The sequence below is a fragment of the Roseivirga spongicola genome, assembly GCF_034376045.1.
In the GTDB taxonomy this organism is placed as follows: domain Bacteria; phylum Bacteroidota; class Bacteroidia; order Cytophagales; family Cyclobacteriaceae; genus Roseivirga; species Roseivirga spongicola.
The window spans coordinates 3,244,093-3,269,397 of record NZ_CP139724.1 but is presented as its reverse complement, the minus strand read 5'-3'; the positions used below and the strand labels follow the sequence as shown (position 1 = coordinate 3,269,397).

The 25,305-nt window shown below is 38.3% G+C and carries 24 protein-coding genes; 19 read left to right on the top strand and 5 right to left on the bottom strand.

Features of this window, described 5'->3' with window-relative positions:
- The first annotated feature begins 76 nt into the window (after positions 1–76).
- From T7867_RS14650 to T7867_RS14605, 10 genes are all read left to right on the top strand, one after another.
- A complete protein-coding gene (locus T7867_RS14650) occupies positions 77–1,336 on the top strand; it encodes an anthranilate synthase component I family protein (RefSeq protein ID WP_322299487.1) in 1,260 nt (419 codons plus the stop codon).
- Between the two features lie 284 nt (positions 1,337–1,620).
- Positions 1,621–3,090 (top strand): tRNA (N6-isopentenyl adenosine(37)-C2)-methylthiotransferase MiaB, encoded by a 1,470-nt coding sequence (miaB, locus tag T7867_RS14645; RefSeq protein WP_322299486.1) that lies wholly within the window; start codon positions 1,621–1,623, stop codon positions 3,088–3,090.
- A gap of 11 nt (positions 3,091–3,101) precedes the next feature.
- On the top strand, positions 3,102–4,370 hold the full coding sequence (locus tag T7867_RS14640; protein WP_273274484.1) for a sigma-54 interaction domain-containing protein: 1,269 nt from the start codon (positions 3,102–3,104) through the stop codon (positions 4,368–4,370).
- Positions 4,357–4,890: an LptE family protein gene (gene lptE, locus T7867_RS14635; protein WP_273274483.1), complete on the top strand. Its 534-nt coding sequence runs from the start codon at positions 4,357–4,359 to the stop codon at positions 4,888–4,890. The genes T7867_RS14640 and lptE overlap by 14 nt, the downstream gene beginning before the upstream one ends.
- A gap of 35 nt (positions 4,891–4,925) precedes the next feature.
- Positions 4,926–5,816 carry a hypothetical protein gene (locus T7867_RS14630; protein WP_322299485.1) on the top strand — a complete coding sequence of 297 codons (891 nt, stop codon included), beginning with the start codon at positions 4,926–4,928 and terminating at the stop codon, positions 5,814–5,816.
- Positions 5,817–5,820: 4 nt separating this feature from the next.
- Entirely contained in the window at positions 5,821–6,189 is a 369-nt protein-coding gene (secG, locus tag T7867_RS14625; RefSeq protein ID WP_068222866.1) for a preprotein translocase subunit SecG, read from the top strand.
- Between the two features lie 418 nt (positions 6,190–6,607).
- Positions 6,608–6,853 carry a hypothetical protein gene (locus T7867_RS14620; protein ID WP_157717674.1) on the top strand — a complete coding sequence of 82 codons (246 nt, stop codon included), beginning with the start codon at positions 6,608–6,610 and terminating at the stop codon, positions 6,851–6,853.
- Between the two features lie 10 nt (positions 6,854–6,863).
- Positions 6,864–7,112 carry a hypothetical protein gene (locus T7867_RS14615; RefSeq protein ID WP_157717675.1) on the top strand — a complete coding sequence of 83 codons (249 nt, stop codon included), beginning with the start codon at positions 6,864–6,866 and terminating at the stop codon, positions 7,110–7,112.
- Between the two features lie 141 nt (positions 7,113–7,253).
- Complete coding sequence (locus T7867_RS14610) at positions 7,254–8,348, top strand: DUF4221 family protein (RefSeq protein WP_157717676.1); 1,095 nt, start codon at positions 7,254–7,256, stop codon at positions 8,346–8,348.
- A gap of 46 nt (positions 8,349–8,394) precedes the next feature.
- Positions 8,395–8,832, top strand: coding sequence for a hypothetical protein (locus T7867_RS14605; RefSeq protein ID WP_068222872.1), 438 nt, complete (start codon positions 8,395–8,397; stop codon positions 8,830–8,832).
- 207 nt (positions 8,833–9,039) lie between these two features.
- Here the strand turns inward: T7867_RS14605 and T7867_RS14600 are convergent, their stop codons facing one another.
- The 4 genes from T7867_RS14600 to T7867_RS14585 form a co-directional block, all read right to left on the bottom strand.
- Positions 9,040–10,368 carry a Gfo/Idh/MocA family protein gene (locus T7867_RS14600; RefSeq protein WP_322299484.1) on the bottom strand — a complete coding sequence of 443 codons (1,329 nt, stop codon included), beginning with the start codon at positions 10,366–10,368 and terminating at the stop codon, positions 9,040–9,042.
- A 119-nt stretch (positions 10,369–10,487) separates the two neighbouring features.
- The gene (locus T7867_RS14595) at positions 10,488–11,234 is read right to left on the bottom strand and encodes a 3-keto-disaccharide hydrolase (RefSeq protein ID WP_273513635.1); all 747 of its coding nucleotides are present in this window, start codon (positions 11,232–11,234) and stop codon (positions 10,488–10,490) included.
- A 187-nt stretch (positions 11,235–11,421) separates the two neighbouring features.
- Complete coding sequence (locus tag T7867_RS14590; RefSeq protein ID WP_273513637.1) at positions 11,422–12,039, bottom strand: 3-keto-disaccharide hydrolase; 618 nt, start codon at positions 12,037–12,039, stop codon at positions 11,422–11,424.
- Positions 12,040–12,498: 459 nt separating this feature from the next.
- Positions 12,499–13,212: a hypothetical protein gene (locus tag T7867_RS14585; RefSeq protein WP_068222879.1), complete on the bottom strand. Its 714-nt coding sequence runs from the start codon at positions 13,210–13,212 to the stop codon at positions 12,499–12,501.
- Between the two features lie 279 nt (positions 13,213–13,491).
- On the opposite strand from T7867_RS14585, the gene T7867_RS14580 reads away from it, so the two are divergent.
- The 6 genes from T7867_RS14580 to T7867_RS14555 all read left to right on the top strand — a co-directional run bounded on the left by T7867_RS14580 (position 13,492) and on the right by T7867_RS14555 (position 20,694).
- The gene (locus T7867_RS14580) at positions 13,492–13,776 is read left to right on the top strand and encodes a co-chaperone GroES (RefSeq protein WP_068222880.1); all 285 of its coding nucleotides are present in this window, start codon (positions 13,492–13,494) and stop codon (positions 13,774–13,776) included.
- Positions 13,777–13,809: 33 nt separating this feature from the next.
- Complete coding sequence (groL, locus tag T7867_RS14575; RefSeq protein WP_068222881.1) at positions 13,810–15,444, top strand: chaperonin GroEL; 1,635 nt, start codon at positions 13,810–13,812, stop codon at positions 15,442–15,444.
- Between the two features lie 250 nt (positions 15,445–15,694).
- Positions 15,695–16,957, top strand: coding sequence for a hypothetical protein (locus T7867_RS14570; RefSeq protein WP_322299483.1), 1,263 nt, complete (start codon positions 15,695–15,697; stop codon positions 16,955–16,957).
- A gap of 672 nt (positions 16,958–17,629) precedes the next feature.
- Positions 17,630–18,433 (top strand): helix-turn-helix transcriptional regulator, encoded by an 804-nt coding sequence (locus T7867_RS14565; RefSeq protein ID WP_322299482.1) that lies wholly within the window; start codon positions 17,630–17,632, stop codon positions 18,431–18,433.
- Between the two features lie 159 nt (positions 18,434–18,592).
- On the top strand, positions 18,593–19,696 hold the full coding sequence (locus tag T7867_RS14560; RefSeq protein WP_068222883.1) for a DUF2911 domain-containing protein: 1,104 nt from the start codon (positions 18,593–18,595) through the stop codon (positions 19,694–19,696).
- 509 nt (positions 19,697–20,205) lie between these two features.
- Complete coding sequence (locus T7867_RS14555; protein WP_068222884.1) at positions 20,206–20,694, top strand: cupin domain-containing protein; 489 nt, start codon at positions 20,206–20,208, stop codon at positions 20,692–20,694.
- A 644-nt stretch (positions 20,695–21,338) separates the two neighbouring features.
- On the opposite strand, the gene T7867_RS14550 is transcribed toward T7867_RS14555, so the two are convergent.
- Positions 21,339–21,593 carry a hypothetical protein gene (locus T7867_RS14550; protein WP_068222886.1) on the bottom strand — a complete coding sequence of 85 codons (255 nt, stop codon included), beginning with the start codon at positions 21,591–21,593 and terminating at the stop codon, positions 21,339–21,341.
- Positions 21,594–21,813: 220 nt separating this feature from the next.
- On the opposite strand from T7867_RS14550, the gene T7867_RS14545 reads away from it, so the two are divergent.
- The 3 genes from T7867_RS14545 (at position 21,814) to T7867_RS14535 (ending at position 25,289) form a co-directional block, all read left to right on the top strand.
- Positions 21,814–22,062 carry a DUF7218 family protein gene (locus T7867_RS14545; protein ID WP_068222889.1) on the top strand — a complete coding sequence of 83 codons (249 nt, stop codon included), beginning with the start codon at positions 21,814–21,816 and terminating at the stop codon, positions 22,060–22,062.
- 105 nt (positions 22,063–22,167) lie between these two features.
- Positions 22,168–24,444 (top strand): sensor histidine kinase, encoded by a 2,277-nt coding sequence (locus T7867_RS14540; RefSeq protein WP_157717677.1) that lies wholly within the window; start codon positions 22,168–22,170, stop codon positions 24,442–24,444.
- Positions 24,445–24,701: 257 nt separating this feature from the next.
- Positions 24,702–25,289, top strand: a complete 588-nt coding sequence (locus tag T7867_RS14535) for a Crp/Fnr family transcriptional regulator (protein ID WP_068222893.1) — start codon at positions 24,702–24,704, stop codon at positions 25,287–25,289.
- Positions 25,290–25,305: the final 16 nt, after the last annotated feature.

The window sequence follows — 25,305 nt, the reverse complement described above, 5'->3', positions numbered from 1 at the left end:
ATATAGAGAATCCCGGTCATTCAGATCGGGATTTTTTTATGCCCTCTCCTTTTTCCATTTTTGCCAAAATTTAGGATTGAATCAGTTTTACCCATATCAAGAACTTTCTAAAGAACAATTCTTACAACAGGCACTACATTGGGCCAGTACTCAATCTCATTTTTCGCTTCATCTGAATAACCAAATAAGCTATCCTCACAATGGTTTTGATGAGCTTTTAGCCATTGGAGCAAAGCAAGTAATGTGTGAAAATGCTGGTAGTGTTTTTCAGTCATTGAAGAACCTGCATCAGAATGAATGGCTGTTCGGGTATTTGGGCTACGATCTCAAAAATGAACTTGAAAAGCTCGAAAGCCGTAACGCAGATTATGTTGGTTTTCCAGATGCATCATTGTTTCAACCTGAACACATAATACACTTTGAAAAGAACGGTGTTACCGTTGAGTCTGACCAATCCGATCTTGTAGAGGAAATTCTTCAGCATAAACCAAAACCTGCCTCTTCGCAGTTTGGCCCATCTACTGCCTCTGTTTCGAAAGAGGAATATATCAGTCATGTTGAAGCACTAAGACAACACATTGAAGACGGTGATTGCTATGAGATAAACTTCTGCCAAGAGTTTCACGGGCAAGTAGAATCTTGGAATGCTGTAGAAAGTTTTTTGGAGCTAAATCATATTTCACCAAAGCCATTCGCTTGTTTTCAAAAACATAACCAATACTTCATTCTATCTGCTTCACCAGAGCGCTTTGTAAAGAAAGCTGGCAATCAAATTATTTCTCAACCCATAAAAGGCACACGTCCTAGAGGTAAGTCTCCATCAGAAGATGAAGCATTGAAAACGGAGCTTAGAAATAGTGAAAAAGAAATGGCTGAGAACATGATGATCGTTGATTTGGTAAGGAACGATCTTTCTCGAACAGCCAAAACTGGTTCTGTCAAGGTTGAAGAAATGTTTGGCATTTACTCCTTTCAGCAAGTGCATCAGATGATTTCTACTGTGGTGTCTGAACTAAAAAAAGACACCCATTTTATTGATGTAATAGAAAAAGCTTTTCCGATGGGTAGTATGACAGGCGCTCCAAAAGTAAAGGTAATGCAGCTCATAGAACATTATGAAAACACCAAGAGAGGCGCCTTTTCTGGTGCTGCTGGCTACATAAAACCATCTGGAGATTTTGATTTCAACGTGCTCATCAGAAGCCTTTTTGTTAATGATGCAACCAAGGCTTATTCATTTCAGGTAGGTAGTGCAATTACTTACGATGCTGTAGCCGAACAGGAATATGATGAGTGTTTAGTGAAAGCTAAAGCGCTTTTTCAGCTACTTAATTAAATAAGAAAAGCAGCCCACTTCTTGAGCTGCTTTCTCCTTTCAACCTAAACAATCAGTCTTAATAGCCTGTATTGCTAACTGATGCAAAGGTAAATACTCGATTCATATTGTCATGCATGAAAAACACGCAGTTTGATGCGTAAAAACACCTGATTTTAATCAGCAATTAGACATACCTCTACTTTGCATAGCACTCAGGCAAAAGCCCATACTTCGCTGCCAATCTGTCACATTTTCTCTGAAAAACACTTATATTTGCGGCTCAAATTTGAGCAGGGAAAGGCATGAGCAATATCATACAAGACATTGATATTATTGACAGAAACAGTCAGGAGGCTATGGAAACCGTAAAAACCTCTAAGGAGGAGAACACCGGGAAAACCAAAAAGCTTTACATAGAGAGCTACGGCTGTCAGATGAATTTTGCAGATAGTGAAATTGTAACCTCTATTATGAAGGAAAATGGTTATGATACTACCTCAGATTTTGAAAATGCCGATGTTGTTTTTCTTAACACTTGCTCTATCAGAGAAAAAGCGGAACAGACCGTTCGCAACAGACTGAATCATTTTAATTCGGTAAAAAAGACCAAGCCAGAAATGACCATTGGTGTCTTAGGCTGTATGGCCGAAAGACTTAAGGAAAAGCTTCTAGAAGAAGAGCGAATTGTTGATGTAGTGGTTGGGCCAGACGCCTACAGAGATCTTCCAAAACTAGTAGAGTCTGCAGAAGATGGCCTTAAAGCTGTCAACACTTTCCTTTCTAGAGAAGAAACTTATGCCGACATCTCCCCTGTTCGCCTAAATTCTAATGGTGTAACGGCTTTCATCTCCATTATGAGAGGTTGCGATAACATGTGCTCGTTTTGTGTAGTGCCATTCACCAGAGGTAGAGAAAGAAGTCGAGACCCATTCTCTATTGTCAAAGAAGCGCAGGACTTATTTAATAATGGCTACAAAGAAGTAACGCTACTCGGTCAAAATGTAGACAGCTACAAATGGTCGGCCGATGAGAATAATAAAGCTTGGTTGGAGAAAAAAGAAAAGAAGGGTGAAGAGGTTGAGGTTATCAACTTTGCTAACCTCTTAGAAATGGTAGCAAAGGTTTCTCCTGAGCTTCGCGTTAGGTTCTCTACTTCTCACCCAAAAGATATTACTGATGAAGTGCTTCATACCATGAGGAAGTACGAAAACATCTGCAAGTACATTCACCTTCCTGCCCAAAGTGGTAACAGCCGAGTGCTAGACCTGATGAACAGAACCTACACTCGCGAATGGTACATTAACCGTGTAGATGCCATCAGAGACATTCTAGGAGAAGAATGCGGCATTTCATCCGATATGATTGCTGGTTTCTGTACCGAAACAGAAGAAGAACACAAAGAAACCATCACCTTGATGGACTATGTGAAGTATGATTTCTCCTATATGTTCTTCTATTCAGAACGCCCTGGCACATTGGCCGCCAAGAAGTTTGAAGATGACATTCCACTAGAGGTTAAGAAAAGAAGACTTCAGGAAATCATTAATAAGCAACAAGAAATATCCTTAAAAAGAAATAAACTGGACGTTGGCAAAGTTCATAAGGTACTTATTGAAGGTACTTCTAAGCGTTCAGAAGAACAGCTTCAGGGTAGAAATACAGCCAACAAAGTAATTATATTCCCTAGAGGGAATCACCAGAAGGGTGAATACGTTAATGTATTGGTTAATGACTGTACTGCCGCCACTCTTTTTGGCGAGGTAGTCGAATAAAAAACTCACTCTTGAGCAGCAACGAATATTTAAGCATAAAACAACGGTTTGGGATTATTGGCAATAGCCCAAAACTTAATCACGCCATTCAGGTAGCTGCACAAGTAGCTCCCACCGACATGACAGTGCTCATAACCGGTGAAAGTGGAAGTGGTAAAGAATCCTTTTCAAAAATCATTCATCAACTTAGCTCTCGCAAGCACGGCAAATTCATTGCTATCAACTGTGGAGCTATACCTGAAGGCACCATTGACTCTGAGCTTTTCGGTCACGAAAAAGGCTCATTTACAGGGGCTTACGAAGCCAGAAAAGGATATTTTGAGGTAACCAATGGAGGTACCATTTTCTTAGATGAGATTGGTGAAATGCCTGTTCAAACCCAAGCAAGATTACTGAGGGTACTAGAAAATGGTGAGTTTATTAAAGTAGGTTCATCTAAGGTACAGAAAACAGATGTTCGGGTAGTTGCCGCAACCAATGTTAACCTGATAGATGCGGTTGAAAAAGGGAAGTTCAGAGAAGATCTCTACTACAGACTTAGTACTGTACCTATTTTTGTTCCTCCTTTAAGAGAAAGAGGAACCGATATTGATTTACTGTTCAGAAAGTTTGCATCAGATTTTTCAGAAAAGTACCGAGTAGAAAGCATCAAATTAACCGATGATGCTAAATCTATTTTATTAAGGTTCAGGTTTCCAGGCAATATCAGGCAGCTCAAAAATCTTGTAGAACAAATGTCTGCACTAGAAATGGACAGAACCATTTCAGCAGATACACTAATGAAGTATCTCCCTCAGCAGGGCTCTAGTTTACCAGCAATTTATAGAGGTGGCTCATCTGAGAATTCGGAGAACTTGAATGAACGAGACTTACTTTACAAAGTACTCTTCGACATGAAGAAAGACATGAACGACTTAAAGAAACTCGTTCATGATATGCTTGAGAATGGCAACGTAGATAGCAGTGTAATTGAGGACAATCCTAACTTGTTCCGAAACCTAGAAAATACACCTACCCTACCTCAAGAAGCCAGACCAAAAGACTTTAGTGAGCCTATTTACCTCGACTCAGACTCTTCTAATGATGAAGACTATGACTATGAGAATGTTCATGACATTACACATGAAGAAGATGAATCTCTGAGTATAGAAGAAAAAGAAAAGGAATTGATTATTAAAGCCTTGAGAAAAAATAACAACAAGCGTAAGTATGCGGCACAAGATTTGGGGATTTCTGAGCGTACCCTTTACCGTAAGATCAAGCAATATGAAATCGATTAAAGTAATTCTTGGGCTGGCCTTGCTGTTTGTAGTTAATGGATGTAGTAATGTCAGTTACTCTTTCTCTGGTACTACCATAGACTACAACACAACCAAAACCATTAGCATTGCCAATTTCATTAATGAAATAGGTAGCGGCCCTCCTAACATGGCGCAAACCTTTACCGAAGGCCTAAAAGACTATTTCCAAAGAAGAACCAAGTTGCAGGTGGTTCAGAACCAAGGAGACTTGCAGTTTGAAGGTGGAATTTCTAACTATAGAGTAGCTCCACAAGCCATTAGCTCTTCTGGTAGTTCTACGCGCGCAGATGGAACAGGCCTTATGCGTTTGACCATTACAGTTCAAGTTGTTTTCAATGATACTGTCAATGAAGAAGCCAGTTTTCAGAGACCTTTTGAATTTTATGCAGACTACGATCCGTCTACTACTACCCTAAATGCGGTAGAAGATGATTTAGTAGAAGAAATTTTTGAGGCACTTTACTTCGACATTTTCCAAGCGGCTGTTGCCCAATGGTGATTTTCGTTCTATTTTCGTCATTCAACTCTTAAAAAGTGGACAAAGAGCGCTTTAGTACTTTACTACAAGACCCATCGCTGGTTACTAATGCCGATATAAAAGCACTGAACGAGTACCGTAAAAAGTATCCGTATTTTCAGAGCTTGTATGTGGTGGTAGCCAAGGCTTTGAAAGATCGTGAGCACCCAAAAACTGAGGCTTTTATAAAGAAAGCCGCTATTTATTCTGCCAACCGATCTCACTTAAAGGAGATTATTGAAGGCGACTTTTCTTTTTCTAAACCCAAACAAGAAACTGAGCAAAAACCAGTTCTTAAGGTAGATCAGTCTACTAAAGCCAAGGATTCATTGCCACAAGCTAAGACTGAGAAGATTGAAGGTAAAGACGAAGCAAAAGAGAAGTTGGAAGAAAATACGGAGAAGGAGAAACCTGCAGAGCAAAGCTCGAAAGAGAAAGAAGGCTCTTCTGCTATGGCCGAAAAACCAAAGGACAAGCAACCAGCTGAGACTCCAAAAACAGCAGCAGACCAAGAAAAGATAGACAACGACTTAGCCGAAATTGAAGCGGCAAAGCGTAGAATTGAAGCCTTACTCTCAGGTCAGCTAGACGAAACACAGGAGAGAAAAAAAGAAAAGCCCCTTTCTGAAAAGAAGAAAAACCAAATTCAGATCATTGAAAAGTTCATTCAAAATGAACCACAATTAGATAGGGAGAGAATGGCGCAAGCCGAGGGAAACGTAGATATTGAAGACCTAGCAGATAAATCTATCTTAAAAGAAGAAGCTTTTGAAACTGAAACTTTGGCTGAATTAATGGCCAAACAAGGCAAGCTTAAAAAGGCCGAAAGCATTTATAAAAAACTCAGTTTGAAGTTTCCTGAAAAAAGCACTTACTTTGCCACCCAAATTGAAAAATTAAAGTCGTAATAGAATGTTTAAGTTATTCATCATATTGGCAATCATAGTAGCAATTTTGTTAATTCTGATCGTATTGATGCAGAATTCAAAAGGCGGAGGATTGTCAAGCCAGTTTGGTGGCGGAGGAGCTCAGCAAGTTATTGGTGTAAAGAAAACCACCGATATTTTAGAGAAAGCCACTTGGGTATTTATCATAGCGCTTATTGTGTTTAGTTTATCTTCTAGTTTAATGCTAGATAAAGGCACGGGCAATTTTGTAAACCCTAACGTAGATGCGGCTCAGCAAAGCCAGCCTAATGCATTACCTACTGTCCCTACAGATACTACATCAACAGGAATTGATTTGAGTACTCTACCAGAAGACACTACTGAGCAGCAGTAACTAGTCCAAACCACCATTAAATAAAAGAGCCTTGGTTTTTAAAATAAATCAAGGCTCTTTTTTTTTGTCAAACCTAAAATCAAACTATCAGTTTGATGATAATCATTTAGAACTTAATACCACTATGCATTTTCTTCTTTACTTTTTTATTTAAATTAATTTATATTTTTTTTGATTTTAAATAATTTTTCTCTTTTTTGATATCAATAATAATTATTTGCAAATAATAAACGCACTAGGCACACTCATTACAAGGTGTTTTACCTGTGATTTTTAGGCTCATATTTAGATGATAGAATCTTAAAAGTAAGAGATAGATAAATAGCAGTATGTGGAAATCATATTGTTAGAATCTTATATTCCCAACAGAGCCAAGAATCATTGATTCTAAATCGTATTAAACATAAATTTTAAAAAAATGATTAAAAAAATATTTACAATATCACTAGTTATAATCTTATTATGCCTTACCGGTTCTTATTCATCAATAGCATCGACATGTACTCAGCAAACAAGCCCCTTGACTGATGGTATCTGTGTTGCAGATGTTACTTATGATGAAGACAAAGAGGTATACATAATCGAAGGCTACCATTGTGAAGATTATATTCCAGAGCAAGGTTATCCTGATATTTCAAACTGTATAATAAGACCAAACCATTAAACTCAAAAATATGAAAAAATTAAGAATAATTTTAAGCTTAATCATTTTAACCTTTGTAAGTTCAGCCTCAGTTGTTAGTCAAACATCTTGTGAGCTATCTGTAAACCCTAAAAATAATGGAGCTTGTAACCCAAGTTATTTACTTGATGAAGAAAACTGGGAGTGGGTATTAGTTGGTACTTATTGCGAATTGTATAGAACTAACGCATACGGACTCCATGATTGTCATATACCAGAGACATTACCTCCAAACGCCTAATGTTTGGAATGTTAGGAGCTAATCAGAATGTTGATCAAGTATTATGCTTGATCAACATTTATAGTTCAATCAAAAAATTACGATACAACTAATTCTTATTTCATGTTCGATTTTATAAATATTCTAGATAAACGATTCTTATTGATTTTTATATTATTGTCCTTATATAACTGTCAACAAGAGAGTCTAGAACCGTTAAAAAAATTAGAAATTTCGGAGGCACAAGAAAAGTTTCTGGATCTCGATTCGGAAACATCAAATATCAACAACTTTTATCAGTACATTGAAACTGATTCTGCTGAGATTTTGGCTTTTTTTAATTCTTTGAATTATAAGCTCTATTTATACAATCTTGAGTCAAAGAAATTGATCTCGTCTATACCTTTTGAAAAGGATGGGCCTAATGCTTTAGGAAACAGAATTACTTACTTTCATTATGCGCATGATGATTCAATTGTTTTTCATAGCTATTACAAAGGAGAACTATTGGTTTTTAATCATAAAGGAAAAAACAAAGGACAGATCCCAGTAAAAGCAGAAAGTCTCGATTTCGAATTTCAACCAAAATCTGGAGCCGGCTTTCCTCCGGTAAGAATAAGTGATTTTGTTTATATAAATACCGGTGCTTCTTGCAATTTCGACAATTCGGGACAGAAACAAGCCATTTACAAAAGAAACCTAGTAGATGGTTCCAGTGAACTAAATTTGAAATTTCCAATAGAATACTCTAAAGAGAAGGATTCTTATTGGCCTCAGGAATTATGTAATCCCTATAATACATACAATGCTAATAACAATATAATGGTGGTTAGCTTTCCACTTAGCGATTCAGTACTAACAATTAACGAAAATGGTCAGAGAAGAGCCTTTAGTTTTTCTTCACCAGAGTTCCAGAAAAAAAATGCTCTTAGGAAAAACCAACTCACCGGCAATCCATTGGATGAGTTTAAGCACCTCTTATCATACCCTAGATATGGGGCGATATTTTATGATCCTGTTAGAAAAATCTACCTGAGGAAGTTCTATTTGGAAACATCCCGAGAGAACTTAGATAAAAATATTTTTAAAACACAGATGAAAATGTTAGTAGCCAATGAATCATTCGAAATCTTAGGTGAATTTGACTATCAGGGAGGGGATCACATTTTCTTTAATCAAAAAGGACTAAATGAAGTCGTTTTTAATTCAAAATTGCAAGACAGCTTAAAAATAAAAACTGTTAGCTATGCCTTTTAAACATAGTTTATGTATTCTAGTTCTATTAAGTAGCTTATCAAGTTGTATGAGTGAAAATGACAAGTATGCATCTTCATTCGAAGAAGCGGTTAATAAATCAAAGATTCCTACAAATAGCTTAAAAGCGGTTACTCTAATTCTACCTAAAAGCGGATGTACTGGCTGTATTAGTTCAGCTGAGCAATTTGTAAAAGATAATATATCTAGATACTCGGACTTTCTGACTGTAATACTTACAGATGCCGTCTCCATCAAAGTAGTCAAAGTCAAATTCACAGAAATAATTGACTTGCCCAATGTTATTATTGATGAGGAAAACCACTTCTACCAGGCTCCTTTATGGTCCCTCTATCCTACGGTAATATACTGGAATGACAACTCCAAGATAGAAAGTATAGAGTATGTTTCACCAAATACTCCTGATGCTATATTCAACCTAGAGCAAAAATTATTGGAATTATCTCAATTCAATAATTCGAATTAACATATAAACCGAATCTAATAAAGTATTAGCCATTGATAGCTAAGAAGGTTAACATCCATTCATGTTCTTCTACTATGCTATATTCTACTATTTGTTTCTAATTGATCACCCATGGTATTAAATTAATTAGACAGTTAGTCAAATATTCCCAGACACCTTAATTCTAAAGTTCATCCATCACAATGATCGATTTTATACCCATTTCTCCTAAAACTTTCTGTAAGGCGAATCTAAAAAGGCATTGGCTTCTTCCTCTTTAAATCTAGCATTCTCACTATCCCAATGAAGCTTCTTATTTGGGAACCTACCTGCAATTACTCCAAGTAAAATAGTCTCAGTTAATCTAGCGGCATAAGAGAACGGTGCAGTAACCTCTCCTTTACCGAGACAGGCATCTACAAACTGATGATAGTGCTTTTTACCTTCTTGCTCGTAATTTCGAACAGGCTCGCCTACGTACTTGAATTTCTCCAAATCTAGATCAACGTATTTGCCATCTACAATATGCCTTGGTAACTGCATAAAATGAGGCAAGAGCAGCCTACCCTTCTCACCAATAAACATAGCTCCCTGATCTGGCAAAGTATCTCCATTCGGAAGTTTCAAATCTCTATGGAGTTTGGGTGCTCCTTCTCCATCATACCAAACCCATTTAAACTTCTTAGTTGTGTATTGGGTGCCAGGGAATTCATAAGTAACCCTGTTACGCTCAGGAAAGCCAAATCCGTTTGGTTTACGACACTTTGTTTTAATAGTCTTCGGAATATCTAACGCTAGTGCATTATAAGGTGTGTCGAAAATATGAACTCCCATATCACCTAGCGTTCCACAGCCATAATCTACCAGCTTACGCCAGTTTCCTGGATGATAAACACCTTCCTTATATGATCTTTCTGCCGATGTTCCTAACCACAGATTCCAGTCCAAGGTAGATGGAACCGGATCGCTTCCTTCAGGCACAGCCCCATCATAACCCCAGTTCTTAGGCGACCATGCTCTGACAGTTTTTACTTTACCAATAATCCCAGACCTAATGAGCTCAGTGGCCAACTTATAATCGTAGAACGAATGCACCTGAATCCCCATCTGGGTGATCAAGCCTTTATCGGCAGCTAGCTGATTCATGGCTCTAGCCTCGGTCACGTGGTGAGTTAGTGGTTTTTGGCAGTAGACTGGCTTATCCATGTTCATAGCCATCATTGAAGCTGGAGCATGTGTGTGATCTGGTGTGGAAACTACAACGGCATCAATGCTGTTGGTCATCTCGTTCAGCATTATTCTATAATCACTATATGTTTTTGCCTGAGGGTGAAGTGCTTTAGCAGCGGCCAAAAAATTAGCATCTACATCGCAAAGGGCTACTACCTCAACAGATGAGTGTGATGCAATAGCCTTGAGGTCTTCCATTCCCATTCCTCCTACTCCAATGTGTGCAGTTCTTAGTTTGTCAGCTTTTCCCAAGGCCCAAACAGACGAAGGTAAAACTGAAGCAGTGGTGAGCAGAGCAGCACTTTTTAAAAAATCTCTTTTATTCATAATGTTCGGTTGAGTCTTATTGTACTTAAAACTTCTCATTCTGACCGTAGCCAATGAGTTTACCAGATAACCTGGCTGACCCTTCGATTCCTCAGGGTGAAAAATATCAATGCAATTACCTACAGTTTTCTAATCTTAATATTCTTAAACCAAAGCGGGCTGTCATGGTCTTGCAAACCGATATAGCCAGTCTTGAAAGAGCCATACTTTGGAAAATCTTTCCATTTACCCGCTGCCTTGCGCTCGTACCAATCTTCAGACCATGGGACAAACTCTACAATCTTTTTTCCATTGAGCCAATGCTCTACTTTTTCAGGAGTGAAGATGATTTTAGAGGTATTCCACTCACCAGCTGGCTTCACAATCTTTTGAGTTGTATCAGCAGGGTACATAGCATAGTCTGCTCCTGTCTTCTGCCATTCAGCTAACGTGGCATTGTTAATTTCTTCCCAACCTAGGTCATCTAAGAGCTGATATTCTGGAGCAATAGCTGGAGGACCTCCTGGCTCATTTTCTTTAAGGTGATAGAATATTCCGCTGTTCCCTCCTGCTGGCAGCTTCCACTCCATATACAGTTCAAAATTATCGAACTCCTCTGCCGCGTAGATAATGTCTTTGCCACCTTGCCAATCTTCCTCAAGTCGCTTTTCAGTATCGAAAGTCAGAGCTCCTTCTTCATCAATTGTCCATTGTGGCGGGAGTTCCTCACCGTTGTAAGCCCTCCAGCCCTCTATGCTGGTGCCATCAAAGAGATAAATCCAGCCCTCATCTTCAGCTTCTGCTCTTTGAGTATGCTCTGATTTAGTGCCTGATCCGCAGGAAAAGACTCCAACAGATAGTAAAGCAAGTAGATAGTTTCTTTTCATATTTGGGTTGATTCTTAGTTAGTCGTTAATAGTTGTTCGTTTTTGTTTTATGGCCAGATACCTCCGGTTGATTCTTGATATTTGGAATTTGTTACTTGATTTTTTTCAGCTTATACCCCAGCCCTAAAGGGTGTCAATTCAAAGTTCTCTTTACGTTTAGGGTCTATTCTTTGGAATTTGGTGGTTTCTATTTGAGTTTTTTCAACCGAATGTTCTTCCACCTCACTTTAATACCTCCACCATCGTGAATCTGTAGAGCTATAGAGCCTTTGCCTTTTCCTATCTTTTGGTCTTTCAGGTGTACCATTTCGGTTCCGTTGAGCCAAGAGGTAACTTCATCTCCCACTACTCTGATTTTCATCGTATTCCACTCACCCATTTTCAGGGTGCTGTCCTTCTCAGGTTCAGGTTGAATCAGCCAACCTCTACCATATGACTCATAGATTCCTCCGGTATTACTGCCTGGAGGGGCAACTTCTACCTGCCAACCACTTACTTTAGTGCCATCGACAGTTGATCTAATGAACACACCGCTATTTCCATTGGCTTCTTGTTTAAAGTCCAGCGTGAGTTCAAAGTCATCGTAATACTCGTTGGTGGTGAGATATCCATACTGTGCTTTTGGCCCACTTTCGCAGACGAGTTCACCGTTTTCTACATACCATAGCTCTTCGCCATTATTAGTCCAACCCTCTAGGTTTTCCCCGTTAAAGAGTTCAATGGTATCTGATGAATCACAGGATTGAAAAATGAACAGAATAAAAAATGTAAGCAGTGTACTTTGCTTAAAAATCGAAAAGTCCATAGATAAAGCTTAAGGTTGAAAAAATGCTTTCCTTAATCTATGAAAATAGCAGATATAAAGCGAGAAGTTTTGTTTGGTGGGTAATTGGCCAAAACGGTTTGAATGTTCTATTGATCACTTTATCAGATTAGTTAGGTTGGTTTTATACCTAAAGGCACAAACTATCGCCTGAGCTAACTGCTCTACCAATATGATGTCCCGCTGGCCCATTGTTGATGAAGGAATTCTTTGGGCTAATGGGCTAAGGAGAAACATGACCACCGCTGAGCAACCCTGTCCCGTAGGGACTGTACATAGTAAACTAAGGACGCCACCATTACCAATGTGCCTTTTGGTACATTACATGCTTCTAGCATCAATTATGTTTTGTACCTAAAGGCACAAATAAACCTAATACGCAAACTTGCCTACCGACATTCAGTCCTTACGGGACACCTATCTAAACTAAGGCTTCTATAATCAAAGCTGTTGAACCGTCTTCAATACTAGCTTTTTACTCATTGGTATTACCGTCTCTTCCATCGGCAATGGCAACTCTCCGTGAATTACAAAAGTAGCGGGGTTGGGCAATACCTTATAACTCTTGATTAACTGCAGTTTGATCTGCTCAAAAGTATCTCCTATTCCTCTAGAAACTCTATCTATCAATTTGAAATACACTCCTCTCATTTGTTCATTGAACATGATGAATTTCTTAATCTGGTACTGAAAAACATCCGTCAACTTAGAGTTCCCCAGCTCCAACATCACGTATCCTTCATCTTTATACATGGGAATTATGCCAATCGGGTCAATTTTCAACTCAGATTCCACCCACTCATGAATTTCCTTTCCTTTACCTAAGGTTCTTTGCATTGTTGGCAGAGCATAGTCAACTATTTCTTCAATGTCTTTTAAGAGTTCATCGCTTTCATTCAAATCTTTATATATAATTTCCAGCTTATTCAGGTCTAGACGAGAAATCTCTTTAGGCATCTCAGATTGAATAGATTGCTTTTTATCCTTCAGCACTTTAGCGTCCCTATAATGGTCTATCAACTCAGTCATAAATGGGAATAGTTTAGTCTGGTCAAAATTCTGTTCTACATGCTTTAGATATGCCAACAGCACATACTTCTTATACTCGAAATCAATGAGCCCATCTGTAATCCAGTCTTTTTTTAATTGTGTCATAGATGAAAAGAGTTTTATGTTCCTAAAAAGCTTAAACAACCTGACAGAGCAGATTATTTGACATAGAAGATACTCTGTTTCCACTAATATTTCAAGCCTGAAATGCTCAAGAGGATGAAAAACTGTCAGTTTTTCACTGACACTGGTGCAATAGCTTGGCTTCAAACCTGACACATGCGCAAGATTGAACTGTCAAATGTTCACGATAAAGGTTTGGCACATAAACTGTAATATGCCGCAATGTAATTTTGAATCAAACTCTTAAAACCAATAAGAAAAATGTCTAAAGTTAACATTACTCCATTAGCTGACAGAGTTCTGGTAGAACCTGCTGCTGCTGAAGAAAAAACTGCTTCAGGTATCATCATTCCTGACACTGCTAAAGAGAAGCCACAAAGAGGTATTATCGTTGCAGCTGGAAGCGGAAAAAAAGATGAGCCAATGACAGTGAAAACTGGCGATACTGTACTTTACGGTAAGTACTCTGGTACTGAACTCACTGTAGAAGGAAAAGACTACTTGATCATGAAAGAGTCTGACATTTTCGCAATCATCAATTCTTAATCTTAATCTGAAAACTTAAAAATCGAATAAGACATGGCAAAAGATCTATTCTTTCGTAATGATGCCAGAGACCAACTAAAAAAAGGTGTTGATACTTTGGCAGATGCTGTGAAAGTGACCCTTGGTCCTAAAGGTAGAAATGTAATTATCGACAAAAAATTTGGTGCACCAACTGTAACTAAAGATGGTGTTTCTGTAGCTAAAGAGATTGAGCTTTCTGAGCCAATCGAAAACATGGGCGCTCAGCTTGTGAAAGAAGTAGCTTCTAAAACTGCAGACAGCGCTGGTGACGGTACTACTACTGCAACTGTTTTAGCGCAAGCTATCTTCGGTGCAGGTATCAAAAACGTAGCCGCTGGTGCTAACCCAATGGACTTGAAAAGAGGTATTGACAAAGCTGTTGCTGCTGTTGTTGCCGACCTTCAAGCTCAATCTAAGCCTATCAAAGACTCTAACGAGATCAAGCAAGTAGGTACTATCTCTGCTAACAACGATGCTGAAATTGGTGAGATGATTGCCAATGCAATGGACAAAGTTGGTAAAGACGGTGTAATTACTGTTGAAGAAGCTAGAGGTACTGAAACTGAAGTGAAGACTGTAGAAGGTATGCAGTTCGACAGAGGTTACCTTTCTCCATACTTTGTGACTAACACAGAGAAAATGGAAGCTGAATTGGAGAACCCATACATCTTGATCTACGACAAGAAAATCTCTTCAATGAAAGAATTGCTTCCTGTACTTGAGCCTGTAGCTCAGTCTGGTAAGCCATTAGTAATTATCTCTGAAGATGTTGACGGTGAAGCTCTTGCTACTTTAGTAGTAAACAAAATCAGAGGTTCTCTGAAAATTGCTGCCGTTAAAGCTCCTGGTTTCGGTGATAGAAGAAAAGCTATGTTGGAAGACATCGCTGTTTTGACTGGTGGTACTGTAATTTCTGAAGAAAGAGGTTACAAACTAGAAAACGCTACTATCGAGTACCTTGGTACTGCTGAGAAAGTAAACATCGACAAAGACAATACTACTATTGTTAACGGTGCTGGTGAGGCTGCTCACATCGAAGCAAGAGTTAAGGAAATCCAAACTCAAATTGAAAACACTACTTCTGACTACGACAAAGAGAAGTTGCAAGAGAGACTTGCTAAGCTTTCTGGTGGTGTAGCTATCCTTTACATTGGTGCTGCTACTGAAGTAGAAATGAAAGAGAAGAAAGACAGAGTAGACGATGCATTGCACGCTACAAGAGCTGCTGTACAAGAAGGTGTAGTTGCTGGAGGTGGTGTTGCTTTAATCAGAGCGGCTGCTTCTTTAGATAAAGTATCTGTAGACAATGACGACCAAGCTACTGGTGTTAACATCATTAGAATGGCTGTTGAGGCTCCATTGAGAACTATTGTAGCCAATGCTGGTGGCGAAGGTTCTGTAGTGGTTAACGAAGTGAAAAACGGTAAGGCAGATTACGGTTACAACGCAAGAGAGAACAAGTATGAAAACTTGATCGCTGCTGGTGTAATTGACCCAACTAAAGTAACTCGTTTAGCACTTGAAAATGCTGCTTCTATCTCATCTCTACTACTTACTACTGAGTGTGTAGTAGCTGAGCAACCAGAAGAAGCTGGTGCTGCGGCTCCAATGCCTCCAATGGGTGGTGGCATGGGCGGAATGATGTAAGAATCGCTCCGCTTGTACATAGATTTTAGTACAACGTATATAGATAAAAGCCCTGACTCAATGAGTTGGGGCTTTTGGTTTTAATGGGATTTCAAACTTAGAGGGTATAAACAATTCTCAACCAATTAGTGAAACCCATCCGATCAGAGTAAATACTTCATACATAGAATACATATATTATAAAGTCATTTTTTTGTATTTAAACTGATTAGATAATGAGTTAATAAATTATTTAGCTTATTTTCAATACATGAACAATAAACCATCCCCTTTTAGGCCAATCAATCTGCTGAGCGACAACATCGATACAAATGACAATTCTGGAGTGGCTATAAATGAACTGAAATATCTATATAAATACATACCTGAAAAGGGCATCAAAATTTTAGAGAGAGTTTTTGAAAATGAATTAAAATCCAATGATTATATAGATGTACTTGGTGCCCAAACATTGATTAATGAGACCATCGGAATGGAAAAGAGGCTCAAAAAATTTGATCTAAACAAAGCCTTAAATGAGATTGAATGCTTAGAAATTGGAGGTCAAAACTCTCTCTTACTCAGGTTTAATAATCTCAAGAAAGAGAACCCCTCGTTCAATAAAGATTCAATTAAAGTCCAAACTCTTCATTCAGCTAAATCTGAATTTCTCGAAGAGAACTTTAGAATAAAGAAATTTTCAGACTTCTTGCATACCCATGGTTTGGCAGAGATAGCTCTGGAAAACATAAATAAGCTTAGACCCATCTTTGCGGAGAAGAAAGGTGGTAAAAAAAAGTATCGAATTTTTGAAACAAATGGGGACTTCTATTTGAGAGGAATAACTTCTGAAAATTATGAGGACTACAATATTCCATTTTCAGTTTGTCTTTGTCTACTTACAATTCACAGATCATACAAAAATAAAAGTAGAAATTTCAAAGTAAGATCAATCTACATTGATGATTCAAATATCGAAGCTCTTTTTGAAAGTGATCAGGTAACCCAACTAGCTGACATAGGATTTCTCAAACATAGCATATTGCTGTCCAACGATGAAATACGCAGAAAAGCAGTTGGAATACTTGGAGTCTCATCGATAGAATACTTAACAACCGAAGGTAAAAACCGACAGGTATTCTTTCAGCCTAAGAAAAGACTAGAATCGGCAATTTTCAAAATAGACCACAGGATCACTAAGGATGACAAAATTCGATCAAGTGTACAAAACTTTACAGACCTCGTGAGCAAAAGTGAAGAAAAATTCTTCAACGATTTCAAACATCTTGAAAAAGCTAATGACCCTAATTTACTTAAATTTAGAATTCAAGAAGCTATCAAAAATTCAAGAGAGGAAAGTATCAAGCCTTTCAAAGAGGAATTCAAAATAATGCTTGAAAGGGAGGTTAAAAATATGATAGCACTTTTGGAAATCATGAACAAACTGAGCTTAATTGCTCAAAAAGATTTGGAGGCAAAGCAGTATATCAGATACCTATATTATAAGGAGATTGTAAAAAAACCGACAAGGTAGTAACACAATAAATCTTACTAAGACTACTTCTATTTTAACCAGAACAAAACCTAAAGATCCTAAGCGTTAAAGTGCTGCTGCTCCAATGGGTGGAATGATGTAAGAATCGCTCCGCTTGTACATAGATTTTAGTACAACGTATATAGATAAAAGCCCTGACTCAATGAGTCGGGGCTTTTTGGTTATAGTGAGCTTTCAAACTTAGAGCCTGCAAAAAGTTCAGTTGCAACAAACTATTGGTTTAGCCTTTACATTTTCATTCTGAGCGTCCCGAGACTTCGGGACCGAAGAATCTGTAGAATCTAATCTGGTTGAAACTGAGTTATTGAAATTGGCCGATCACTCCCTCACTCAGGATAGAAAAAGAGACTAGATGCTCTCCTACTCTGATCTTAGCGAGCTCATTGACTAGAAATGGAGTATAATTCTATGTCTATGCTAAGGCGTTCTCATTCATACAAACACCTAAATGATATTGAAACTGTTACTTCAGCCAAGACAGCACTAGTTTCATTAGGTCGGCCATACTTATGTGGACATCTCCCATAATTAGCACAGATATCTGAATGGCTTACAAATCCTATTGGCAAAACTTGCTCTTTTATGAATTTTAAGCCGATTACAAGTGAAATCAAAAGCCAAACGGGGCATTCTCCGTAAGTTATATCAAAGATGAACTGGAGATACGAAGAGGTAAAGCCTGAGGTCAAACTAAGTGAAGTAATAGAGTGCTATTGGTGGGAAGATTACTGTCGGAAAAATCCTGACATGACACACCATATAGTGCCCGACAATTCAATAGAACTCATTTTTATTCGAACCCCATTCTACAGAGTATCACCGGAGTTCAATAGACAGTGGCTCGTACAAAGTCATCTTTGTGGGCTCAAGACCAGAAGTCAATTATGCCGCGTAAAAGATAGCCCCATTATTTCCGTCCGCTTTAAACCCAAGGGTCTCTATCTCTTTACCAAAACTTCTCCCATACTCACAGTCGATAATTGTCTTGAACTGAGCAATTGTTTTGGAACAAGTATTCTAAAACTTGAAGAACAGCTCTTTGAGACAGAAAATCAGGAAAGAAGAATTGAGCTTTTGAATGAGTTCTTTGAATCGCTTTACCTTCAAAATGAACATAAGCGCGATTTACTTTTCGAAGCCATTGCTGAGGAAATTGAATCTAAATTCGGTTCAGCAAGTATTGAAGAGCTAAGCGAAAAATTTGGTATTTCTACCAAAACCATCCAAAGGAGGTTTCTAGAGCACATGGGAATCACTCCTAAGAAATACAGCAGGTTGATCAGGGTTATTCATTGTTTAAGACAAAGCAAACGTAAGAAGCAACTAACTCAACTGGCTTACGAATCTGAATATTTCGACCAATCTCACTTTGTAAAAGACATTAAGTCAATCATACGTTGTACCCCTTCCCATTTTTCAAAATCAGATAAGGGCATACAAGCACCTACTTTTTAATTAGGTCGAGTCTGTTTTTTACAATTTTTTAATCCCAGCATCGCCATTCTTTGCATAAAGGTCAATATCAAAGCCACCAAAAATCTCAAATAACAAATCAGGTTCGGCAGTGGCCTAAAAGCGTCATTTTATCAAAGTAAAAACTCAAACTATTTAACAATGAAAAGAATAATTTTCGGAGCTATTCTAGCTCTCGCAGTTACCAGCGAAAGTATCGGACAATTCCACACCCTGAAGATTCCTAAGCCGAGTAATCATGTTCAAGAGACTCAAACGCTTGGTGTTACGGATATAACAATAGATTATCATAGCCCCGCAGTAAGGCAGCGCGATGTCTGGAACAATACCGACATTATCCCTCAAAATGCTGAACCTATTGCATGGCGAGCAGGCGCCAATATGGCCACAACCATCCAATTTTCTACAGATGTAACTATTGAAGGTCAACCTTTGGCTGCCGGTAAATATGGCTTCCACGTTATACCTAGAGACGAAAAGTATGAGCTATTATTTGCTCATACCCCAGAACAATGGGGAAGCTATTATCTGGATCTAGAAAAAGACGTAACTCTTACTGTTGAGGTTGAAGCCGAAAAAGCTCCCTTTTCAGAAAAACTCGACTATGAATTTCTCAATTGGACTCCCTCTGAAGTAACCGTTGCCCTAGAGTGGGCTGATAGGCGCATTCCTTTTAAAGTAGCCGTAGACCTTAACAGCACGGTAGTTGAGAGCTTCAGGTATGAGCTCAGAGGAATTAACACTTACCGCTGGCAAGCCTGGAATGATGCCGCTCAATGGTGTTTACAACATAACACCAACTTAGAAGAGGCTTTAGAATGGGCTAACCGATCGATTAATGGCGGTTATGGTGGTTTTGCCGCCAACAAAAATGCTGGGAACCTAAGAACCAAAGCTCAGCTTGAAAGAAGCTTGGGGAAAATGGCAGAGTTGGAAGCAACACTTACAGATGCGGTAGCCTATATTCAGAACCCTGATGATGTTAACTTCTTCAGTATCTATCTATTGGGGATCAAGAAAACAGAGATGGCGATGGACCTTCTCGAAAAATCCTTAAAGGCTAACCCAGACACTTGGTTTCTTATGCTCAATCAAGCGGTGGGATACTACCAACAAGGAAAAAGCAAAAAGGCCATCAACCAAATGACGACCGTTAAAGAGCTAGCTCCGGAAAGCTTCAATGAAACTTTGAATGGAATTGAGCTTAGGATGCAAGAGGGCACTTATTCCATTCCTGGATTCTAATCAATAATATCACCTTTATAGGCTTGGTTAAATATTTTCTTTGAGTTATAAGCTTGTTACCTAAATCCTTCAAGAACAAACTGAGGAGCAGCAAAAGCTCAAGAATTGAACCTAATGATCGCCCGATTCCTAGAGATAAAAAAGCGATTAACTAAGACTGTCAGCCCTTCATGTGTATCAAAAAGAAGGCTGACAGTCTTTAAAAGAATAAGTTCAAATTGCTAGCCTGAGCAGTCTTGGCTCAGAGCCAAGAGGCTGGCTCTCATTCATTTTTGCAATCTGGACATACATTTCGTCTTATTTTCCGAGCTAAAATAACCATCTAGATGAGTCTCTAGAATTGCAGAAACAGCTTTTAAATAATACTTATCAATGGTAGCGAAATCATTAGCTCTGTATTCAAGTAGAGGTAGACATCGAAATTGCGCTCATTTAACAAAAAACACTTTCGTTTCAATCGAGGAATAAAAAGACTTATTAAATTGATATCACGCGTTAAATAGCCTATCATGATCTATATAAAAACAAGAAATCTGCTCGTTGTGGTGCTTCTAATCGTCAGCACTAATATTATCGCCCAACAAAAGAAGTATGCTGTTTCATCGTATTTAACAGAAGGAGCAAAAGCACCTAACACACACTATATTGGTGAAGCTTGGCTGAACGGTCTACTGACAGCCGATGGAGACATTGATTATAATATTACGAAGGCAACCTTTAAGGCAAACTCTACGCTCGACTGGCATAAACACTCTTCTGCACAAGTTTTAATCTATGTTGCTGGAGAGGGGTATTACCAAGAAAGAAGAAAAGAACCTATTATTCTAAAAGTTGGAGATGTTATCAAATGTCAGAAAGATGTGGAACATTGGCACTCTTCTACTAAAGAAAGTGATGTTACTTATTTGGCTTTATATGGTGGCCAGACCCCTACAACATGGACTGAAGTTCTAACGCAAGAGTATTATGATGCCATAGCTAAAAAGCTCAAAAAATAGAGCTCGTTCAAAACAAGTTTACTTAGTAGAATTCAACTTCATAGGAGTAACTCTTTACCGTAGTCTATTTTTGGTAGTGTTACCCATATCCTTAAAACAATCTCCAGGTATTAAAACCTTTTAACCTAAACCAAATGGTACTGTTTGGCAGATCACTCTCATTTCCTCGGGATGGAATAGCGATTAACTAAGGCTGTGAGCACTTTATGTGTAGCAAAAAGAAGGCTGACTGTTTTAAAGAAACTAACTTTGAAACAACTGGTTAGACCACCTGAAGTGGTCTAACCAGTATTACAGCTTATATTCAGGACAATAACAATAAGGGAATAGCTGAAATGATTATTCAATGGATTGAAAAAACAGGTAAGTAAATAGTTCAAATACATGCCTTTTTTATCCAAGGCATGTATCTGCTTTAAAATTCAGTCTGTAAGGAAATCGAGTTCTCACTATACCCTATCCCATCCTCTTTCAATCTTTAATATTCAGAACAACAGGTATTAGATAAAAGATCAATGATAACGAGATGCCATAGAGTCACTCTCAAAACAAACTCGTTAACATGAGGCCAAATGAGTCGATTATTACTAAAAAAGGCCTTCACCAAATGGTGAAAGCCTTCCGTTACAACAGCTCTGTAACAATTATCTTCTAAAAAGCCTAGTCATTCCAGCGCCATAACCTTCCATGAAGTAACGACCTGATGAAGGAGTATTTCTCCATGTACTAAAGTTGCCTGGCGAGGCCATGCTTCCTCGATCTATTCCAGCATTTCTAATAGTTCTTGTTTCTACATCCACATAAGAACCTAATTCTTCAGATTTCTGAGAATTATTTTCGTTCTCTTTCCAAATATTGTCTAATCTCTGTTCTAAAGTATTTCTATCTATAGTTTCCATAATTATTCTTTGTTTACTTATAAAAGGCGCTGCAAGGGCCTATTGTTCGGAAAAGGCCCATCAAATCTGAATCTCTTACTTAACTGAAATTCAAACTAGCTTAACTGAAATTTACTAGCCTGTATAGGCTTTGAATATTGGTTTTGAATAACGAATCTGATGATGAGTAAGGGTTTCAGACGAACAAAACCATCTCGCTCCTGTTCTTTAAAGAAAAATTATGTCAAAAGATCATGGAAATAGCATCAAGAACGATGAGCAATATGAAGCCTTGAGGGACCAAGGAATGTCGAAAGAGAAGGCTGCCAGAATTGCAAATACAAAAGACAGTGGTGCAAAGGGAGGTAAAGCTTCTAAATATGAAGACCGAACCAAAGAAGAATTATACAAAAAAGCTCAAGAGGTAGGTATAGATGGAAGGTCTAAAATGAACAAAGAAGAATTAATTGAAGCACTAAGAAGCAACTGACATCTAAGTGACTGATTTTCAACAAAACCAAACTCCAAGGGCATACAAATTCATTTTTTATAATAAAAGTTATGCACCTGCTGACTATATTTAAAGAGAATTGATTTGAATTTGGCTGACCTAAAGAAAGAAGTATACTCTATAGTTCGGAGTAATGAAGCCCTCTTTGAGTTTACTCAAAATCATGCCTTAGAAGGCCTCCTGTGCTTCGACATAGAATCTGGTTCAACTTGGATAAACCCAAAGTTAGCTTCCCACTTTAGGTCTAGTGCTTACACAGAAAACATCAGTTCAATAGTTTGTGAAGAAGACCTTGAAAAACTGCTTAAAACCATTTCAAGTTCAAGCAATGCAGGAATTCAAGAAGAAGAAATTGTTCTCAAAATCAAATCAGAATCTGGCTTAAGCGTTCGCTGCAAGCTATTCTTATCTAAACCTGAAGAATCTGCCTTGGCCCTTGCTATAATCGGATGCAGTGAACTATATGAAGACACCCCCACTCCATCCATTAGGAAGGGGTTGAGAGAAATAGCCCAAATTGGTACTTGGGAATATGACATCAGCAATCATGTGATTAGGTTAGACGCCACATCTAGCAGTATACTTCAGGTCTCAGAAGGTTCAAACCTTTCTCTAAAAGATTTTTTATATCTATTGAATGCTGAAGGCTACGATGACGGCCACATTTCAGAGTTTCTAAACGGAAATGTAAATGAGCTAATCGATTTCGAGCATGAATACCAGATTAAAACTAAAGACGGAAAAGGTAAGTGGATAAAGCTCATTAGTTTACCATATACTGAAGACCAAAAGGTAAAAATTGTTCATGGCCTCATCCAAGATGTAGATGATAGAAACAAAGAACTATATGCACTTGCCTTAAAAGAAGAAGAATTCAGACAAACCTTTTATTTCGCGGCCAATGGAATGGCTCTAGTGGGCCTAGAAGGGCAATGGTTAGACGTTAATAAAAGCGTCTGCGACATGCTTGGATATACTAAGGAAGAGTTTTTAAAAATCACTTTCCAAGACATTACACACCCTGAAGATCTGGAAAAAGACTTAGAGCTTTTAACCGAATTGGTTAATGGAGAGCGACAAAGCTACCAAATGGAAAAACGCTATTTCCATAAAAATGGCAATATAGTATGGGGCTTACTCTCTGTTTCTATGGTCAAAAACGACAATGGAGAACCCATTCATTTCGTATCTCAAATTAATAATATCACTCAAAGAAAACATGCTCAAATAGAGTTAGAGCAAACCATTACCCGACTTCAGGCCATAAGAGACGCAACAACTCAAGTAAGCATTATAGAAACTGATACTAAGGGAATTATTCAAAGCTTTAACAAAGGCGCAGAAAACCTTCTAGGATATGAGTCTGCTGAGGTTGTTCAGAAATGTACTCTAGAAATCATACATGATGCTAATGAAGTAGAAAAAAGACAGATTGAGCTCAGCGAGGAATTAGGAGCATCACTTACCCCAATGGAAACTCTTATTGCTTATGCTAGAATGGGTAGGTTCGAAACCCGAGAGTGGACTTACATTCGTAAAAATGGCACCAGATTTCCTGTGCTTTTATCCGTAACTTCCATCAAAGACAAACAAGGAAATATTACAGGGTTCTTGGGAGTGGCGGTTGATATGACCAAGATAAAGGAGGTTGAGAACGAAATAAAATCAATTCTTAATATTACTCAAGAGCAAAATGAAAGGTTATTGAACTTTGCTCATATTGTTTCTCATAACCTCCGTTCGCATTCTAGTAACATATTTATGATTCTCCAGCTTATAACAATGGAGGTTCCGGAATCCACTGAAAATGAATTCTTCCCCTTTCTAGAATCAGCTGCTAAGAATTTGAATGAGACTATTGGTCATTTGACTGAGGTTGTCACCATGAACGAAACCACTCAAGAAAACCTCGTTCCACTCAGCCCAAAAGAATTTATAGACAAGGCCATTAACAACTCTAAAGGGCAAATTTTAGACACCCATGCCCAAGTGACCAATTTAGTTGGGGAAAAGCCAGAAATACAGGGGATTCCAGCATACTTAGATAGTATTTTCTTCAATTTTATCAATAACGCCATTAAGTATAGATCGCCAGATCGGACACCAGAAGTTAAAGTCTTATCTGAGGTTAAAAATGACTTCCTGTCTATTTTCATAAGCGATAATGGCTTGGGTATTAACCTAGCCAAGCATGGCGAGAAACTCTTTGGCATGTATAAGACTTTCCACGGAAACAAAGATGCCAGAGGAGTTGGCCTTTTTATTACTAAAAATCAAATAGAAGCAATGGGAGGTACAGTAGAAGTCTCTAGCGAGGTAAACCAAGGAACAACTTTCCACATCAGGTTTAGGTTAGCTTAAGCTTAACTATTGAATTCCTTTTTACTTTAACAATATTATAGAACCTAGTCGAAGCGTCTCGCTTCGACTTAATGCCCTAGAATGTTTTGGTGTTGTTACCAGAATCCAGCTTGTGGGAGACAATACTTCATGAGCAATAAGTAAAGCTTGGCCGATCCCTCGATTCCTCGGGATGTGAAAGAGCTTGAGCACCCGGATGGGGGTAGGAACTAACTTGCAGTGGTGCATTCACTCAACTTTTGTAATTTCAACTGGCTATGCAGGAAGTTTTGATCGACCATATGCGCCAATTGGTTTCCCTAAGCGATGAAGAGGCTGAAATAATCTCTTCTGCATTTAAGGAAAAGCAATTGAAGAAGAAGGAGTACCTCCTAAAAAAGGGCGATTCATCGCATTATATGCGCTTTATTTCGAGTGGTTGCTTAAAAGTATTCAGCTTAGATAATGACGGAAATGAAGGTATTCTTCAGTTTGGAGTCAATGGCTGGTGGGTCAACGATCTATATGGTTACCTCACGGGTCAGCCCTCTTCCTACTTTATTCAAGCCATTACCAATAGCACTGTTCTTCAGGTGCATAAAAACGTGCTAGACCAACTCTTCAATCAAATTCCTTCACTGGACCGGTTCTGGAGAATAAAAATACAGAATGCTTATATCGCTCTCCAAGAGCGTACCATGAACCTCATGAGAGAGTCGGCAGAAGAACGTTATGCCCGTTTTATTTCTCAATATAGAGATATGGAACAGAGCATTCCTCAATATATGATAGCCTCCTACCTTGGCGTAACACCCGAACACCTTAGTGCGATTCGAAAGAAAATTTCTAAAAGCAAGCTTTCTTAAGATACCTTAATTTTTG